We start from the raw sequence: 14,583 nt of genomic DNA, 5'->3' as shown, positions 1-14,583 counted from the left end.
GCGTGCGCGGAGCGCCCGGGACACGGCAGGATGTGGGTGTGCTGCGCATCGACGACCCCACGCTCACCTGGCCGCTGCTGACCATCGACGAGGCGGCCCTGGACCACAACATCGGGACGGTGGCGGCCGCCTTCGCGGACGCGGGCGTCGAGCACGCGCCGCACGTCAAGACGCACATGTCCCGCGAGATCTGGACGCGCCAGGCCGCCGCGGGGGCCTGGGGGGCCACGGTGGCGACGCCCGCACAGCTCCGCACGGCGCTCGGCTGGGGCCTGCCCGGTGCGGGGCGCCGCGCCTTCCTCGCGAACGAGCTCGTCGACCCCCGCGACATCGCGTGGCTGCGGACGGCGCTCGCTGACGACGGCGCCGACCGAACTGCCGACGAGGTGTGGGTGTACGTGGACTCCGCCCGCGGCGTCGACCTGCTCGCGGCCGGCTTCGCCGGTGCGGCACCCGAGGTGACCGCCCGGCTGGGCGTGCTCGTGGAGCTCGGCGTCCCGGGCGGTCGCACGGGCGTCCGCACGGTGTCCGACGCCGTCGTGCTCGCGGTCGGGGTGAACGACGCCGGGCTCCGGCTGGCCGGGGTCGCGGGCTACGAGGGGCCGGTGGCGGGCGGCACGAGCGACGAGGAGCTCGCCGCCGTCGGCCTGTGGTGCGACGACCTGCGGGCCGTGGGCGCGCAGATCGGCGGCCTCGTCGACGGGCCGACCGTGCTGAGCGCGGGCGGCAGCGCGTTCGCCGACGTCGTCACGCACCGTCTGACCGTGCCGGTCCAGGACGCCGCGGGCGTGGACGTGCGGACCCGGGTGGTGCTGCGGTCGGGCGCCTACGTGACGCACGACCACGGCCACTACCTGCGTGCCGACCCGTGGACGCGCCTGGGTGCCGCGGCGCTGCGGCCGGCGATCACGGTCTGGGGCTCCGTGCTGTCCGCGCCGGAACCGGGCCTGGTCATCTGCGGCATGGGCCGCCGGGACGTGTCGTTCGACATCGACCTGCCGACGCCGCTCGTCGCGCGGACGCCCGACGCCGCCGGGCGGCTGGGCGCTGCTGACCCGCTGGCGGGCGCGCGCGTGACCGCGCTCAACGACCAGCACGCCTATCTCGCGGTGGACCCAACGGCCGGGCGGGCGCTGGAGCCGGGCGACGTGGTCGGGTTCGGCATCTCGCACCCGTGCACGACCCTCGACAAGTACCGCACAGGCTTCGTGACCCGCGGCGACGAGGTCGCCGAGCGGATCACCCTCGACTTCTGACCCGCCGCACCACCCGAACGCCGCACCACCCGAACGAGGAGAACCCGATGACCGCCAAGACCGCCATCTCCACCCCCGACGCGCCCGCACCCGCGTTCACGTTCCACCAGGGCGTGCGCAAGGGACCGTTCCTGCAGGTCTCGGGGCAGGGCCCCACCGATCCGGCGACGGGGGAGTACGTGCACCTCGACGACGTCGCCGGGCAGACCACGCGCACCCTGGAGAACGTGCGCGCGATCGTCGAGGCGGGCGGCGCGTCGTTCGAGGACGTCGTGATGCTCCGGGTCTACCTGACCACGCGCGACGACTTCGCGGCCATGAACGAGGCGTACGGCGCGTTCGTCGCGAAGTACTGCCCGAGCGGCGTGCTGCCGAGCCGGACCACCGTGATGGTGGGCCTGCCGCGCGAGGAGATGCTCGTGGAGATCGACGCCCTGGCCATCACGGACTGAGCGGCCGGGCCGCCGAGCCGCCTACCGAGAGCGTCAGTCGGTCGGGGCAGTCGCCGGTGTCGCGGTCTCCAGCAGGGTGGGGCCCGCGGGGCGGCGCTTGGCGATCTCCCTGCGGACGGCGACGACGATCAGCAGCACCACACCCGCCAGCGCGAGCCAGGGGATGATCGCGCCGAGCACCAGGACGACGACGTTGAACGTCGTCACCAGCGCGCTCCACCCGGCCGACAGGCCGCCGAGGAAACCGCCGGGCTGCGCCTTGGCGGCCGGCGAGCTCTCGGCGACGATCTCGACGTGCAGGGTGGACATCGCCACCTCGTCCGAGAGCCGGTTCCGCTCGGAGACCCGGGAGTCCAGCTCGGCCTGACGGGTGGAGAGCTCGGCCTCGATCTCGATGAGGTCGGACGTGCGGTCGGCGTCGGCCATGAGCTCGCGCAGCCGGTCGGTCGAGGTGCGCAGCGCCGCGATCCGGGCGTCGAGGTCCTGCGCGGTCCCTGTGACGTCGATCGTCTCGACGTGCCGGTCGCGCACCTCGCCGAGCTCGTCGAGGGCGTCCAGCGTCGCCGAGACGCGGTCGGCGGGGATGCGGAGCGTCATCGACGCGCTGCCCGGCTCGTCCGCGGTCGCCGCACGCTCGTCGCGCGCCTCGACGCGGCCGCCGGCCTGCTCGACGAGGTCGGCGATCTGCTCCGCGGCGTCGAACGGGTCGTCCACGGCGAGCGTCGCGTTGCCTGTGGTGACGAGCTCCCGGTCGACCGCTTCCTCCGGCGACTCGGCGAGGCCGACGGCGCCCGCCGCCGCGTCGGCGGCAACGTCACCTTCGGTGAACCCCTCGGAGCGCGCGGCGGTGTCGGCGCCGCCGCCGTCGGAGGCGCCGGACTCACCGGCGCCACCTCCCGAGCAGGCGGCGAGGGAGACCGCGAGGGTCCCTCCGACGACTGCTGCCAGGAGGGCGCGGGCGAGTCGGCGCGCGGGCGTGCCCACGTGCCCCCTGGCTGACCGGTTGCGCTTCATGGGACGAGAGTAGGAGCCAGACGGGGCGGGGACGTGTCCCACCTGAGAACTGTGATCCCTTTGTGAACTTGTGGGCCTGGTGACCCAATTTTTCTTGGGTTTTGCCCTGTTTTTGATCACGCTGCGGTCACGCCGTGCCCGGCGTCGCCAGGTACGGCAGGCTCGGATTCGTCAAGTACGTGAAGTAATCCGCACACGGTGACGGAGGGCTTCCAGCGACCAGGAGCAACGTGACCCAAGTAACAGTCTTGTTACGGGCCGCTCCGGGTGATGGACAGCGACTCTGTTAAGGAGGTCTACTAACAAACATGGCGACGACGACAGAGCGGAACGGCACCGGGCGAGGGCTCGGCGCACGCCTGCGCGCGACGTCCAAGGTGCTCCCCGAGCACGCCAGGGCGCACAACCGGTCCCTGGTGCTCCAGCACCTCTTCCACGAGGGGCCCACGTCCCGGGCCGACCTCGCACGAGCGACCTCGCTCACCCGCGTCACGATCTCGGACCTGGTCTCGGTGCTCATCACCGAGGGTCTGGTGGAGGAGCTCGGCACGCGACCCGGCCAGCGCGTCGGCAAGCCCGCGATCCTGGTCGGCCTCCGCACGGACGCCTACCAGATAGTGGCCGTCGACCTCACGGAGTACGGCCGCATGCGCGGCGCGGTCCTCAGCCTCACCGGCGAGATCATGGTGCGCCGCCAGCTCGACATCGACGGGCGCACCGGCGACGAGCTCGTCGACCTGCTCACGCGCTTCGTCCGCCGGCTGGTCGCCGCGGCGATCCACCCGGTGATCGGCGTCGGCGTCGGCTCGCCGGGCATCATCGACCTGGACGGCCGAGTGGTCGAGGCGCCCAACCGCGGCTGGTACGACGTCCCGCTCGCCGAGATCCTCGGCGACCGGATGGGCCTGCCCGTGCACGTGGCGAACGACGCCAACACGGCGGCGCTCGGCGAGTTCACGTACGGCGGCGGCAGCTCCGGCATGCTCGTGGTCACGGTGGGCGCCGGTGTCGGCGCGGGCATCGTGGTCGACGGCGTGCGGCTGCACGGCCAGGGCGACGCCGCCGGCGAGATCGGCCACGTCACGGTGGTCGACCACGGCGAGTGCGCCTGCGGCCGGGTGGGCTGCCTCGAGACGGTCCTGTCGGTGCCGGCGCTGCGGCGCGCGATCGCGGACAAGACCCCAGAAGATTCCGACGCCGCACTGGCGTCGGCAGGCCGGGTGCTTGGCGTAACCCTCGCCCCGGTCGTCAGCGCGCTCAACCTCACGGAGGTGCTGCTGAGCGGTCCGCGCGACCTGCTCGACGGTCCCCTGCGCGAGGCCGCGCTGGACACCATCCGTCAGCGCACCATGCAGGCCATCAACTCGGGCCTGCAGCTGCGGATGGCCGCACTCGACGAGGACGTGGTGCTGGCGGGCGCCGCCGTCCTCGTGCTTTCCGCCCAGCTGGGGGTCTCGTGAACAGCACTGTTCACGTGTCGGCGGCAGGCGTCATATCGAGCTTCCACTCGAGCCATCACCACGCACCGCGACACACAGTCGTATCCCGGGAGGAATACAAACGTGAACAGAAACCGTCTTGTCGGCGCTGCGGCGTCGGCGATCACCCTGACGCTCGCACTCACCGCGTGCGGTAACGCGGGCGGCGCTGCGGCGCCCGAGGAGACCGGCCCCGGCGAGGTCCGGGTCTGGCTCGTCGGCACCGACACGCCGAAGGAGGCCCGCGACTACCTGAAGAAGACCTTCGAGGAGGAGAACGCGGGCAGCACCCTCGTCATCGAGGAGCAGGCCTGGGACGGCCTGGTCGACAAGTACACGACGGCCCTGTCCGGCTCGGACGCGCCCGACGTGGTCGAGATCGGCAACACCCAGGCCGCGGCCTTCACCTCGGCGGGCTACTTCCGCGAGATCACCGCCGACGAGTTCGAGACGCTGGGCGGCAGCGACCTGCTCCCCGGCTTCGTCGAGGCCGGCGACTGGGAGGGCAAGCACTACGCCCTGCCGTACTACTCGGGCGCGCGCGTCGTCTTCTACTCCGAGCAGGTCCTGGGTGACACCCCGGTGCCGACGACGCTCGACGAGTACGTCGAGACCGCCGTCGACCTGCGGACCGACGACCTGTCGGGCGTCTACTGGCCCGGCCAGGACTGGTACAACGCTCTGCCCTTCATCTGGGAGAACGGTGGCTACGTCGCCGAGCCGGCAGAGGACGGCACCTGGGACGCCGGGTTCTCCTCCGAGGGCGGCCTCGCCGGCCTGGAGCAGATCCAGACCATCATGACCGAGGGCAACAACGCCCCGAGCGACGCCCAGGAGACGGACCTGCAGGTCCCGTTCTGCGAGGGCAAGGTCGCGTTCCTCTCGGCGCCGAGCTGGATCCAGTGGTCCATCAACGCCCCGGAGGAGCCGGAGGACCCCGAGGGTGTCCCGGGCTGCGCCTCCACGTACGGCAAGGACCTCCAGGGTGTCGCCCTGCCGGGCAAGGACGGCGGCGCCGCCCAGGTGTTCGCCGGCGGCTCGAACATCGCCATCGCGCAGAAGTCGGCCCGTCCGGACCTCGCCATGAGCGCCTACGAGATCCTGCTCAGCGACGAGTACCAGTCCATCCTCGCCGGCAACGGTCTGATCCCGGCCAAGACCTCGCTCTTCGGTGAGGTCGACCAGGAGACCTCGATCGGCAAGGCCGCCGTCGAGGCAGCCGCCAACGCCAAGCTCACGCCCGCCTCGCCGAAGTGGGCGGACGTCGAGGCCCAGGCGCTGCTGCAGACCGCGTTCTCGAAGATCGCCGCCGGCGAAGACGTCAAGACCGTGGCCGAGCAGCTCGACGCGGACATCGAGGAGATCCTCAACAGCTGATCGCTGAGTCAGCACGACTTCCCGCCCCGCCCGGTGCGACCCCAGAAACCCGGGCGGGGCGGGACACCACTGCCCGCCTGATGCTCGCGGCCGCTCTTCGAGGGAGAGGCAGTCGGCCGCCTCTGAGGAAGACAGGACATGAGCACCACACTTCTCGAACCCACGGCGCCACCCCGCCAAGAGATCCGGCAGCCACGCCGGAACCCTTTCCTGCCCTGGCTGCTGCTGTCGGCCACGATGGTCATCCTCGGCGTGCTGACCGGCTACCCGATCCTTCGCCTGGTCGTCATGTCGTTCCAGGAGTACGAGCGGGCCCAGCTCATGGGCCAGCCCGCCGAGTGGGTGGGGCTCGACAACTATGCGACGGTGCTGACCGACGTCGAGGGCTTCTGGACCGTCCTGCTGCGCAGCTTCGTGCTCATGGTCGTCCTCGTGGTCATCACGATGGTGCTCGGCATGCTCGTGGCGCTGCTCATGATCCGCATCGGCAAGGGCCTGCGGCTCCTGGTCTCGGTCGGCCTGCTGCTGGCCTGGGCCATGCCGTCGCTGTCCGCGACCACCGTGTGGGGCTGGGTCTTCGACACGCAGTACGGCGTGGTGAACAACGTGCTCACCGCGCTCACCGGCGACCGGTGGTTCGGCTACTCCTGGCTGCTCAACCCGTTGTCGTTCTTCGTGATCCTGACCTGCATCGTCGTGTGGGGTGCGGTGCCCTTCGTCGCGTTCACGCTGTACGCGGGCCTCACCCAGATCCCGGAGGAGGTCATCGAGGCGGCACAGCTCGACGGCGCCAGCGCGTTCCAGCGCTTCCGGCTCATCCAGCTGCCCTACGTGCGCAGCATCATCACGGTGCTCGTGGTGCTGTCGATGATCTGGGACCTGAAGCTGTTCACCCAGGTGTTCGTGCTGCAGGACATCGGCGGCGACCGCGACCTGACCAACACCATCGGTGTCTACATCTACCAGCAGGGTATGGCCCAGGGGCACTACGGCCTGGCGAGCGCGATCGGCGTCATCTTCGTGGTCGTCATGCTGGCCATCGCCTACCCCTATGTGCGGCGCACGCTGCGGGAGGAAGAGCTGTGATCAAGATCCGCAAGCGAATCGCCGACACCGGGTTCGGCGCCCTGGCCCTCGTCGTCTTCGCGCTCTCGGCCTTCCCCGTGTACTGGATGGTCAACACGTCGTTCCTGCCGAACAACCGGATCCGCGGCGAGAACCTGGCGTTCTTCCCGACGCCGGACGTGTTCACGCTCGACAACTACCGCTCGGCGATGTTCGGCCAGGTGCGGGCCCCGTTCCCGCCCGCCGTCGCGAACTCGATAGGGGTCACGTTCCTGACCCTCCTCATCACGCTCGTCGTCGGCTTCGTGGCCGCGCTGGCCCTCACCCGGTTCCAGTTCAAGGGCCGTCGCACCTTCATCGTGCTGATCCTGGTGGTCCAGATGATCCCCGGAGAGGCGATGATCATCTCGATGTTCCGGATCATCGACGGCTGGCAGCTGCTGAACACGATCATCGGCCTGACGCTCGTGTACACGGCAGGCGTGCTGCCGTTCACCATCTGGACGCTGCGCGGATTCGTCAACGGTGTACCCAAGGAGCTGGAGGAGGCGGCGATGATCGACGGCTGTTCCAGAGCCGGTGCGTTCTGGCGCATCACGTTCCCGCTGCTCGCGCCGGGCCTGGTGGCCACCGGTGTGTTCGCCTTCCTCCAGGCGTGGAACGAGTTCGTCACGGCCCTGGTGATCATGCAGCGGCCCGAGTCGATGACCCTGCCGCTCTGGCTGCGCACGTTCGTGCAGGCCACGCAGGCCACCAACTGGGGCTCGGTCATGGCGGCGTCCGTGCTCATCGCGATCCCCGCGGTGATCTTCTTCCTGATCGTGCAGGGCCGGATGACCGGTGGTCTGGTCTCCGGCGCGGTGAAGGGCTGATGGGTAGCAGGTCCGATACGGGCACGTCCGGCCAGGGCGAGCCCAGCGAGCGAAAGGCTGGGATGGGAAAGGTCGGCAAGCGGAAGGGGAGCGCCCGGACGGGGTCCGGGCGGGTGCCCGCGTACACGGTCGGCCTCGATATCGGCGGGACGAAGATCCTCGGTGCGCTCCTCGACCCCGAGGGTGAGGTGGTCGGCACCGTGCGGCAGAGCACCGTGCACGGCGCCGAGGGCCTCGTCGCCGGTGCGGCGCAGGCGGTGCGCGACGTCGTGGCGTCGGGTGGGGCGGAGCTCGCGGACGTGGCCGGCGTCGGGCTGGGTATCCCCGGCATCGTCGACCACCGTTCGGGCACCGTGAAGCATGCGGTCAACCTCGGTGTGCACGACGACGAGCTCCCGCTCGCCGACCTGCTGTCCGCCGAGCTGGGCGGTGTGCCCGTGGTGGTCGAGAACGACCTCAACGTGGCGGCCGTCGGTGCGGCGCACGTGCTCGAACGTTCGGCGGACAAGGCGGGCGGCGCGCACGACCACGCGGACCTCGCGTTCCTCGCGCTCGGCACGGGTCTCGCGTCCGGGCTGGTGCTCGAAGGGCAGCTGCGGCGTGGCGTGAGCGGGGCGGCCGGCGAGATCGGGCACGTCCCGGTGGACCCGCTCGGGCCGGAGTGCCCCTGCGGGCAGCGCGGCTGCCTCGAACGGTTCGCGTCGGGCAAGGCGCTGGAAGCGGCGTGGCCGTCGCGGCACGGCAAGCCGTCGCCGGTGGAGCTGTTCGAGGCCGCGCGCGCGGGCGACCAGGAGGCGATAGCGGTCAAGGACCGGTTCGCCTCCGCCACCGCCTCGGCCGTACGGTTGCTGGTGCTGACCACCGACGTGCGCCACGTGGTGCTCGGCGGGGGCGTGGCCCAGCTCGGCACCGAGCTGCTGGACGCGGTGCAGGACGCCCTGCGGGAGCAGGCCAAGGTGTCGCCGTTCCTCGGGTCGCTCAAGCTGGCGGAGCGGGTCCAGCTCGCGCCGACGCACGTTCCGGTCGCGGCGGTGGGCGCCGCCGTCCTGGGAAGGAGAAGCTGATGGAGGTCGTGATCGCGCCCCCGGGCGAGCTCGCGAGGCTGGCCGCGGACGCCGTCGAGGGGCTGGTCCGGGCCAATCCTGAGGCGGTGCTCGGGCTGGCCACCGGTTCGTCGCCGCTCGCCGTGTACGACGAGCTGGTGCGCCGGCACAAGGAAGGCCTCTCGTTCGCGCGCGCCCGGGCGTTCATGCTCGACGAGTACGTGGGTCTGTCGGCCGACCATCCCGAGCGGTACCGCAACGTCATCGAGAAGGAGTTCGCGTCCCGCGTGGACCTCGCGCCCGGGGCCGTGCAGGGTCCGGACGGCCTCGCGGCGGACCTGCCGGCCGCCTGCGCCGCGTACGAGGCGAGCATCGCGGACGCCGGCGGCGTCGACCTGCAGATCCTCGGCATCGGCACGGACGGGCACATCGCGTTCAACGAGCCGGGCTCGTCGCTCGCGTCCCGCACGCGGATCAAGACCCTGACGAAGCAGACCCGCGAGGACAACGCGCGGTTCTTCGGCGGGTCGGTCGACGACGTGCCCCGGCACTGCCTCACCCAGGGCCTCGCGACCATCATGTCGGCGCGGCACCTCGTGCTCCTGGCGTCCGGGCGTGCCAAGGCGGAGGCGGTGCACCAGCTCGTGGAGGGCCCGATCTCCGCGATGTGGCCCGCCACCATCATGCAGCTCCACCCGCACGCCACGGTGCTGGTCGACGACGCGGCGGCGTCGCGCCTGCAGCTCGCCGACTACTACCGGCAGACGTACGCCGACAAGCCCGAGTGGCAGGGGCTGTAGTGGCCTGTCAGACGCGTAGGTCACCAGAGTGATCTGAGCGTCTGACACGTCAGAGGTAGTTGCCCGCCACGGGTGCGGGCTTCCACCGGCCGGACGTCGCCACGTCGGTGACCCGGTCGGTGGTCAGCCCGTCGGGCCCGTGCTCGAGGATCGAACGGCGGGCGACCTCACGCAGGTCGGCGCCCGTCGCGCCGTCGAGGTACGAGGCCACCAGGGCGATGTCGACCGGGGCCTGGGGCGGCAGGAAGAGCCGCAGGATGTCCGTGCGGCCCGCCTGGTCCGGCGGCGGCACCTCGATGATGGTGTCGAAGCGCCCGGGGCGCTTGACCGCCGGGTCCAGGGCTTCGGGGTCGTTGGTGGTGGCGACGGTGAGCACGTCGTCGGAGCTGCGCGTGCCGTCCAGGGCATCCAGGAACTCGGCGAACGACGTGTCGCCGCGCGAGCCCTTGGACGCCACCGAGTCGATCTCCTCCAGCACCACGAGGCACGGGCCCAGACCGCGGATCTCCTCGTACAGCTCGGTCATCCAGGTGCGCAGCACCTCCGCGGTGACGAGCACCACGGTGAGCGGTCCCGCCAGCTCGGTGGCGATCACGCGCGTGAGCTTGGTCTTGCCGACGCCGGGCTTGCCGGCCAGCAGCAGGCCACGGGACGTCGTGTGGCCGAGCGCGCGCAGCGCGTCGCGACGGGTCGTGACGCTCGAGCAGAACAGGTCCACCTCGCGCCAGAGGTCGGCGGGCAGCACGACGTCGCCGCGCACCTGCACGGTGTGCTTGACCGGCGTCAGCTCCACCGCGCCCGTCGACGCCCGCGCCGACAGGACACCGCCACGGTAGGGGTGCTCGTCCTCCAGCGTGCGGGTCAGGTCGGCGAGGACACGCTCGGCGAGGGCCAGGCCACCGGGCGGGGTGTAGGCGGTGACCGTCGGGGTCCCGTACCGGTAGGCCACCTCGACGGCCACGGGGGTCTCGTACGCGGACCCGGCCGGGAACATCACGGTGGCCACGGCGGGCACGCTCACCGAGGTGCCGTTGCCGAGGTCGAGCGCGGCGCGCTGCGGCGCTCCGCCGGGGCCGAACACAGCGACGTCGTCGGGGTGGCGTTCGACCCAGCGCTGGAGGGCGTAGGCGTGCAGGCGCTGCAGCGTGCGCGACATGTCGCGCGAGACGTTGACCAGCGCGCTCTCGTCCACGTCCCACCTGCGGGCGAGCCACTCGCTCGACGAGCGTGGGTCCTTGGGGCGTTCCGGGATGGGGCGGCCGAGCATGGCCGCCACTGCGGCGACCGCGCGGCGCGCGGCCTCGTCGTTGTCGCCGAAGTCCGGCCAGTCGGGTTCGGGCAGGTCGTCGGTGAGCGTGGTGGCCATGGTGTCGGCGAGGTGGGAGGCGGCGCCGTCGTCGGGCAGGGTGAGGCTCCTCTCGGGGTGGGGATGTGACATGCAGACAGTTATAGCCGTGGTCACCGACACCACCGCAAGGCTTTCCGCGGTTCGATCGCCCGGAGGGGGTCCCGGACCGGCTCCCGAGCGTGTCCCGCTGGAGTGGCTGTGGGTGGTCCCGCGTAGACTTCTCGGCATGACCGAACCACTCTCGAACCCGCAGGACGACCCCCGCACGCAGGGCGGTACGAGCGTCCTCGAGCGCGAGGAGACCCGGGAGGAGACCGAACCCGGGGACCACGAGCGCTTTGCGCACTATGTGCGCAAGGAGAAGATCATGCAGTCCGCTCTGAGCGGCAAGCCAGTGATCGCGCTCTGCGGCAAGGTGTGGGTTCCGGGCCGGGATCCGGGCAAGTTCCCGGTCTGTCCCAAGTGCAAGGAGATCTACGAGGGTCTTCGTGACCCGCAGGACGGCGGCGAGGGCGACTCCACCAAGTGACGACCCAGCCGCAGCAGCTGCCCCACACACCGTCGTCTGCGGCCGCCTCGTCGCTCAGCCCTGCCTTTCCACGCCGCGCCCCCTGGGGTACGGCGTCGAGTCTGCGCGCCTGGCAGGCGGAGGCCCTGGAGCTCTACCGCGAGAAGAACCCGCGGGACTTCCTGGCCGTCGCCACGCCTGGCGCGGGCAAGACGACGTTCGCGCTCCGCATCGCCACCGAGCTCCTCGAGCAGGGCATCGTCCGGCGGGTGACGGTCGTCGCACCCACCGAGCACCTGAAGACCCAGTGGGCCGACGCCGCCGCACGCGTCGGCATCCGCATCGACCCGCACTTCAAGAACTCGCAGGGCCGGCACGGCTCGCACTACGACGGCGTGGCCCTCACCTACGCCCAGGTGGCGGCCAAGCCGGCGCTGCACCGTGCCCGCACGGAGGCCGCGCCCACGCTCGTGATCCTGGACGAGGTCCACCACGGCGGTGACGCCCTGAGCTGGGGCGACGCCGTCCGCGAGGCCTTCGAGGTGGCGGACCGCCGGCTGGCGCTCACCGGCACCCCGTTCCGCAGCGACACGTCCGCGATCCCGTTCGTGGAGTACGAGGCCGACCGCGAGGGCATCCGCCGCTCGAAGGCCGACTACACCTACGGCTACGGCGAGGCGCTGCGCGACCACGTCGTCCGGCCGGTCCTGTTCATGTCCTACGCGGGCGACATGCGCTGGCGCACCAAGATGGGCGACGAGGTCAGCGCCCGGCTCGGCGAGGCCATGACCAAGGACATGACCGGCCAGGCGTGGCGTACGGCCCTGGACCCGGAGGGCCAGTGGATCCCATCCGTGCTCGCGGCCGCGGAGAAGCGCCTCACCGAGGTGCGCCGCACCGTGCCCGACGCCGGTGGCCTGGTCATCGCCACCGACCAGGACAACGCGCGCGCCTACGCGAAGCACCTGCACGAGATCACCGGCAAGCGCCCGGTCGTCGTCCTGTCCGACGACGAGGGCGCGTCCGGGCGCATCGAGGAGTTCGCGCAGGGCGACGACCGCTGGATGGTGGCCGTGCGCATGGTGTCGGAGGGCGTGGACGTGCCCCGCCTCGCCGTCGGCGTGTACGCCACCAGTGCCTCGACGCCGCTGTACTTCGCGCAGGCGATCGGCCGGTTCGTGCGCGCCCGCAAGCGCGGCGAGACCGCATCGATCTTCCTGCCGAGCGTGGCGCCGCTGCTGAACCTGGCGGGCACCATGGAGCAGGAGCGCGACCACGCGCTCGACCGTCCGCGTACCGCCGAGGAACAGGGCATCGAGTACGACCCGGAGGCCGCGCTCGTCGCGGAGGCCAACAAGGAGGAGAAGGCGTCGAGCGAGCTGCTGGGCTCGTTCCAGGCGCTGGAGGCCCAGGCCTCGTTCGACCGGGTCCTGTTCGACGGCGGTGAGTTCGGCACCAGCGCCGACCTCGGCTCCGCGGAGGAGCAGGACTTCCTCGGCCTGCCCGGGCTCCTGGAGCCGGACCAGGTGGCGACCCTGCTGCGTCAGCGCCAGGCGGACCACCTCAAGGCCCGCGGGGGTGCGCCGACCGCCCGCCAGGCGGAGAACGAGCGGTCGGAGCAGGAGCACCGCCGCGCGATCGAGCTGCGCAAGGAGCTGTCCAAGCTCGTCTCGGCCTGGGCCAAGCGCAGCGGGCAGCCGCACGGCATGGTGCACGCCGAGCTGCGCCGCACGTGCGGAGGGCCGGAGGTCCCGCTCGCGACCGCCGACCAGCTCGCCGCGCGCGTGGCCCAGGTCCGGCGCTGGTTCGTCGGACAGAAGTAGTGGGGAGCGCCACGATCCGCATGGTGAGACAAGATGCCGCCTTGGCCCTGTTCGCGCCGCCCAGATGGGTTCGCTGGCCTACCGTGAGTGCATGACCGACGAGCTTCGGGGCATCGGCGCCTCGCTCACAGACTCGTGGCCTGCCTTCGACAACGGTGTCGAAGAGCCTCGGCCGCTGCCCGCAGCACCCTTGCCGGCGGTACGTCCGTCGGTCGCGCTCCTGACCGACCGCTACGAGCTGACCATGCTCCAGGCGGCGCTCGCGGACGGCACCGCGCACCGGCACTGCGTGTTCGAGGTGTTCACGCGACGCCTTCCCGCAGGCCGCCGCTACGGCGTCCTGGCGGGGACCGGCCGCGTTCTGGAAGCGCTGCCACACTTCGTCTTCGAGGACGCCGAGCTGGCGTACCTCGAGCAGAACGGCATAGTCGACCGCCGGACGCTCGACTACCTCGCGAGCTACCGCTTCTCCGGCACCATCCAGGGTTACGCCGAGGGTGAGGTGTTCTTCCCCGGCTCGCCCGTGCTGCAGGTCGAGGGCACGTTCGCCGAGTCGGTGCTGCTGGAGACCCTGATCCTGTCGATCCTGAACTACGACTCGGCCGTGGCGTCGGCGGCGTCGCGCATGACGAGCGCGGCGGGCGGGCGTCCGGTGCTGGAGATGGGCTCGCGCCGCGCGAACGAGCAGGCGTCCGTCGCCGCCGCACGGGCCGCCGTGATCGGCGGTTTCGCTGGCACATCCAACCTCGAGGCCGGCATGCGGTACGGGCTGGACACCATCGGCACCGCCGCGCACTCCTTCACGCTGCTGCACGACACCGAGCGGGACGCGTTCGCCTCGCAGGTCGCGTCGCTGGGCCCCGGGACGACCCTGCTGGTCGACACGTACGACGTGAAGCAGGGCGTGGCGACCGCCGTCGAGGTGGCGGGCACCGGGCTGGGCGCCGTGCGCCTCGACTCCGGCGACCTCAGCGGTCTGGCACAGGAGGTGCGCCGGCAGCTCGACGAGCTCGGCGCCCGCGACACGAAGATCGTCGTCACGTCCGACCTCGACGAGTACGCGATCGCGTCCCTGGCCTCCGCGCCCGTTGACGTGTACGGCGTCGGGACGTCGGTCGTCACCGGGTCCGGCGCGCCGACCTGCGGCATGGTCTACAAGCTCGTGGCGCGCGCCGACTCGTCGGGCGTCCTCCAGCCCGTGGCCAAGGCGTCGGCGAACAAGGCGTCGGTGGGCGGGCGCAAGGCCGCCGCCCGGCGCTACGGCCGCGACGGGCACGCCATCGAGGAGATCATGGTGACCGGCCCGGACACGGCGGTGGCCGAGTGGACGCCGCAGAGCGACGACCTCCGACCGCTGCTCGCCCCGATGGTCGTCGACGGCGCCGTCGACTCACGCTGGGTGGGGCCGTACGGGGTCTCGAACGCCGCCATCAACCACGGCATGGTGCGTGCCGAGCTGCCCCGCAGCGCGCGCCGGCTGTCCGACGGCGACCCCGCGATCCCGACGGTCGACCTGCGTCTGGACGACCTCCGCTACTGAGCGCGAG

General features: G+C 71.6%; 13 protein-coding genes. 11 read left to right on the top strand and 2 right to left on the bottom strand.

The window, feature by feature from the left end; genetic code table 11:
* Positions 1-38: 38 nt before the first annotated feature.
* Positions 39-1,256, top strand: a complete 1,218-nt coding sequence (locus ACNYC2_RS21445; RefSeq protein ID WP_419703731.1) for an alanine racemase — start codon at positions 39-41, stop codon at positions 1,254-1,256.
* Between the two features lie 47 nt (positions 1,257-1,303).
* Positions 1,304-1,708 (top strand): RidA family protein, encoded by a 405-nt coding sequence (locus ACNYC2_RS21440; protein ID WP_377137999.1) that lies wholly within the window; start codon positions 1,304-1,306, stop codon positions 1,706-1,708.
* 33 nt (positions 1,709-1,741) lie between these two features.
* Here ACNYC2_RS21440 and ACNYC2_RS21435 read toward each other — a convergent pair whose 3' ends face one another.
* A complete protein-coding gene (locus ACNYC2_RS21435; protein ID WP_419703730.1) occupies positions 1,742-2,722 on the bottom strand; it encodes a DUF4349 domain-containing protein in 981 nt (326 codons plus the stop codon).
* 308 nt (positions 2,723-3,030) lie between these two features.
* Here ACNYC2_RS21435 and ACNYC2_RS21430 point away from each other — a divergent pair, with 308 nt between their 5' ends.
* The 6 genes from ACNYC2_RS21430 (at position 3,031) to nagB (ending at position 9,357) form a co-directional block, all read left to right on the top strand.
* Positions 3,031-4,182, top strand: coding sequence for an ROK family protein (locus ACNYC2_RS21430; RefSeq protein WP_419703729.1), 1,152 nt, complete (start codon positions 3,031-3,033; stop codon positions 4,180-4,182).
* 102 nt (positions 4,183-4,284) lie between these two features.
* Entirely contained in the window at positions 4,285-5,577 is a 1,293-nt protein-coding gene (locus ACNYC2_RS21425; RefSeq protein WP_419703728.1) for an extracellular solute-binding protein, read from the top strand.
* 138 nt (positions 5,578-5,715) lie between these two features.
* Positions 5,716-6,663, top strand: coding sequence for a carbohydrate ABC transporter permease (locus ACNYC2_RS21420; RefSeq protein WP_419703727.1), 948 nt, complete (start codon positions 5,716-5,718; stop codon positions 6,661-6,663).
* Positions 6,660-7,514 carry a carbohydrate ABC transporter permease gene (locus ACNYC2_RS21415; RefSeq protein WP_116674076.1) on the top strand — a complete coding sequence of 285 codons (855 nt, stop codon included), beginning with the start codon at positions 6,660-6,662 and terminating at the stop codon, positions 7,512-7,514. The genes ACNYC2_RS21420 and ACNYC2_RS21415 overlap by 4 nt, the downstream gene beginning before the upstream one ends.
* The gene (locus tag ACNYC2_RS21410; protein WP_419703726.1) at positions 7,514-8,578 is read left to right on the top strand and encodes an ROK family protein; all 1,065 of its coding nucleotides are present in this window, start codon (positions 7,514-7,516) and stop codon (positions 8,576-8,578) included. Before ACNYC2_RS21415 ends, ACNYC2_RS21410 begins: the two co-directional genes overlap by 1 nt.
* Positions 8,578-9,357 carry a glucosamine-6-phosphate deaminase gene (nagB, locus tag ACNYC2_RS21405; protein ID WP_419703725.1) on the top strand — a complete coding sequence of 260 codons (780 nt, stop codon included), beginning with the start codon at positions 8,578-8,580 and terminating at the stop codon, positions 9,355-9,357. The genes ACNYC2_RS21410 and nagB overlap by 1 nt, the downstream gene beginning before the upstream one ends.
* A gap of 49 nt (positions 9,358-9,406) precedes the next feature.
* Here the strand turns inward: nagB and ACNYC2_RS21400 are convergent, their stop codons facing one another.
* Positions 9,407-10,795 carry an AAA family ATPase gene (locus tag ACNYC2_RS21400; RefSeq protein ID WP_419703724.1) on the bottom strand — a complete coding sequence of 463 codons (1,389 nt, stop codon included), beginning with the start codon at positions 10,793-10,795 and terminating at the stop codon, positions 9,407-9,409.
* 136 nt (positions 10,796-10,931) lie between these two features.
* Between ACNYC2_RS21400 and ACNYC2_RS21395 the strand changes: the two genes are divergently transcribed.
* The 3 genes from ACNYC2_RS21395 (at position 10,932) to ACNYC2_RS21385 (ending at position 14,576) form a co-directional block, all read left to right on the top strand.
* A complete protein-coding gene (locus ACNYC2_RS21395) occupies positions 10,932-11,234 on the top strand; it encodes a DUF3039 domain-containing protein (RefSeq protein ID WP_116674080.1) in 303 nt (100 codons plus the stop codon).
* Positions 11,231-13,036 carry a DEAD/DEAH box helicase gene (locus tag ACNYC2_RS21390; protein WP_419703723.1) on the top strand — a complete coding sequence of 602 codons (1,806 nt, stop codon included), beginning with the start codon at positions 11,231-11,233 and terminating at the stop codon, positions 13,034-13,036. The genes ACNYC2_RS21395 and ACNYC2_RS21390 overlap by 4 nt, the downstream gene beginning before the upstream one ends.
* Positions 13,037-13,127: 91 nt before the next feature.
* Positions 13,128-14,576 (top strand): nicotinate phosphoribosyltransferase, encoded by a 1,449-nt coding sequence (locus tag ACNYC2_RS21385; protein WP_419703722.1) that lies wholly within the window; start codon positions 13,128-13,130, stop codon positions 14,574-14,576.
* The last annotated feature ends 7 nt before the right edge of the window (positions 14,577-14,583 follow it).

The sequence above is a fragment of the Promicromonospora sp. NFX87 genome (assembly GCF_048564965.1).
In the GTDB taxonomy this organism is placed as follows: domain Bacteria; phylum Actinomycetota; class Actinomycetes; order Actinomycetales; family Cellulomonadaceae; genus Promicromonospora.
This window is presented reverse-complemented; position numbering and strand designations above follow the sequence as displayed.

Bases quoted from the DNA above. Each gene is read 5' to 3' on its own strand.
- ACNYC2_RS21400 (WP_419703724.1), bottom strand. From the start codon at position 10,795: ATGTCACATCCCCACCCCGAGAGGAGCCTCACCCTGCCCGACGACGGC.
- ACNYC2_RS21440 (WP_377137999.1), top strand. From the start codon at position 1,304: ATGACCGCCAAGACCGCCATCTCCACCCCCGACGCGCCCGCACCCGCG.
- nagB (WP_419703725.1), top strand. From the start codon at position 8,578: ATGGAGGTCGTGATCGCGCCCCCGGGCGAGCTCGCGAGGCTGGCCGCG.
- ACNYC2_RS21430 (WP_419703729.1), top strand. From the start codon at position 3,031: ATGGCGACGACGACAGAGCGGAACGGCACCGGGCGAGGGCTCGGCGCA.
- ACNYC2_RS21420 (WP_419703727.1), top strand. From the start codon at position 5,716: ATGAGCACCACACTTCTCGAACCCACGGCGCCACCCCGCCAAGAGATC.
- ACNYC2_RS21435 (WP_419703730.1), bottom strand. From the start codon at position 2,722: ATGAAGCGCAACCGGTCAGCCAGGGGGCACGTGGGCACGCCCGCGCGC.
- ACNYC2_RS21395 (WP_116674080.1), top strand. From the start codon at position 10,932: ATGACCGAACCACTCTCGAACCCGCAGGACGACCCCCGCACGCAGGGC.
- ACNYC2_RS21410 (WP_419703726.1), top strand. From the start codon at position 7,514: ATGGGTAGCAGGTCCGATACGGGCACGTCCGGCCAGGGCGAGCCCAGC.
- ACNYC2_RS21385 (WP_419703722.1), top strand. From the start codon at position 13,128: ATGACCGACGAGCTTCGGGGCATCGGCGCCTCGCTCACAGACTCGTGG.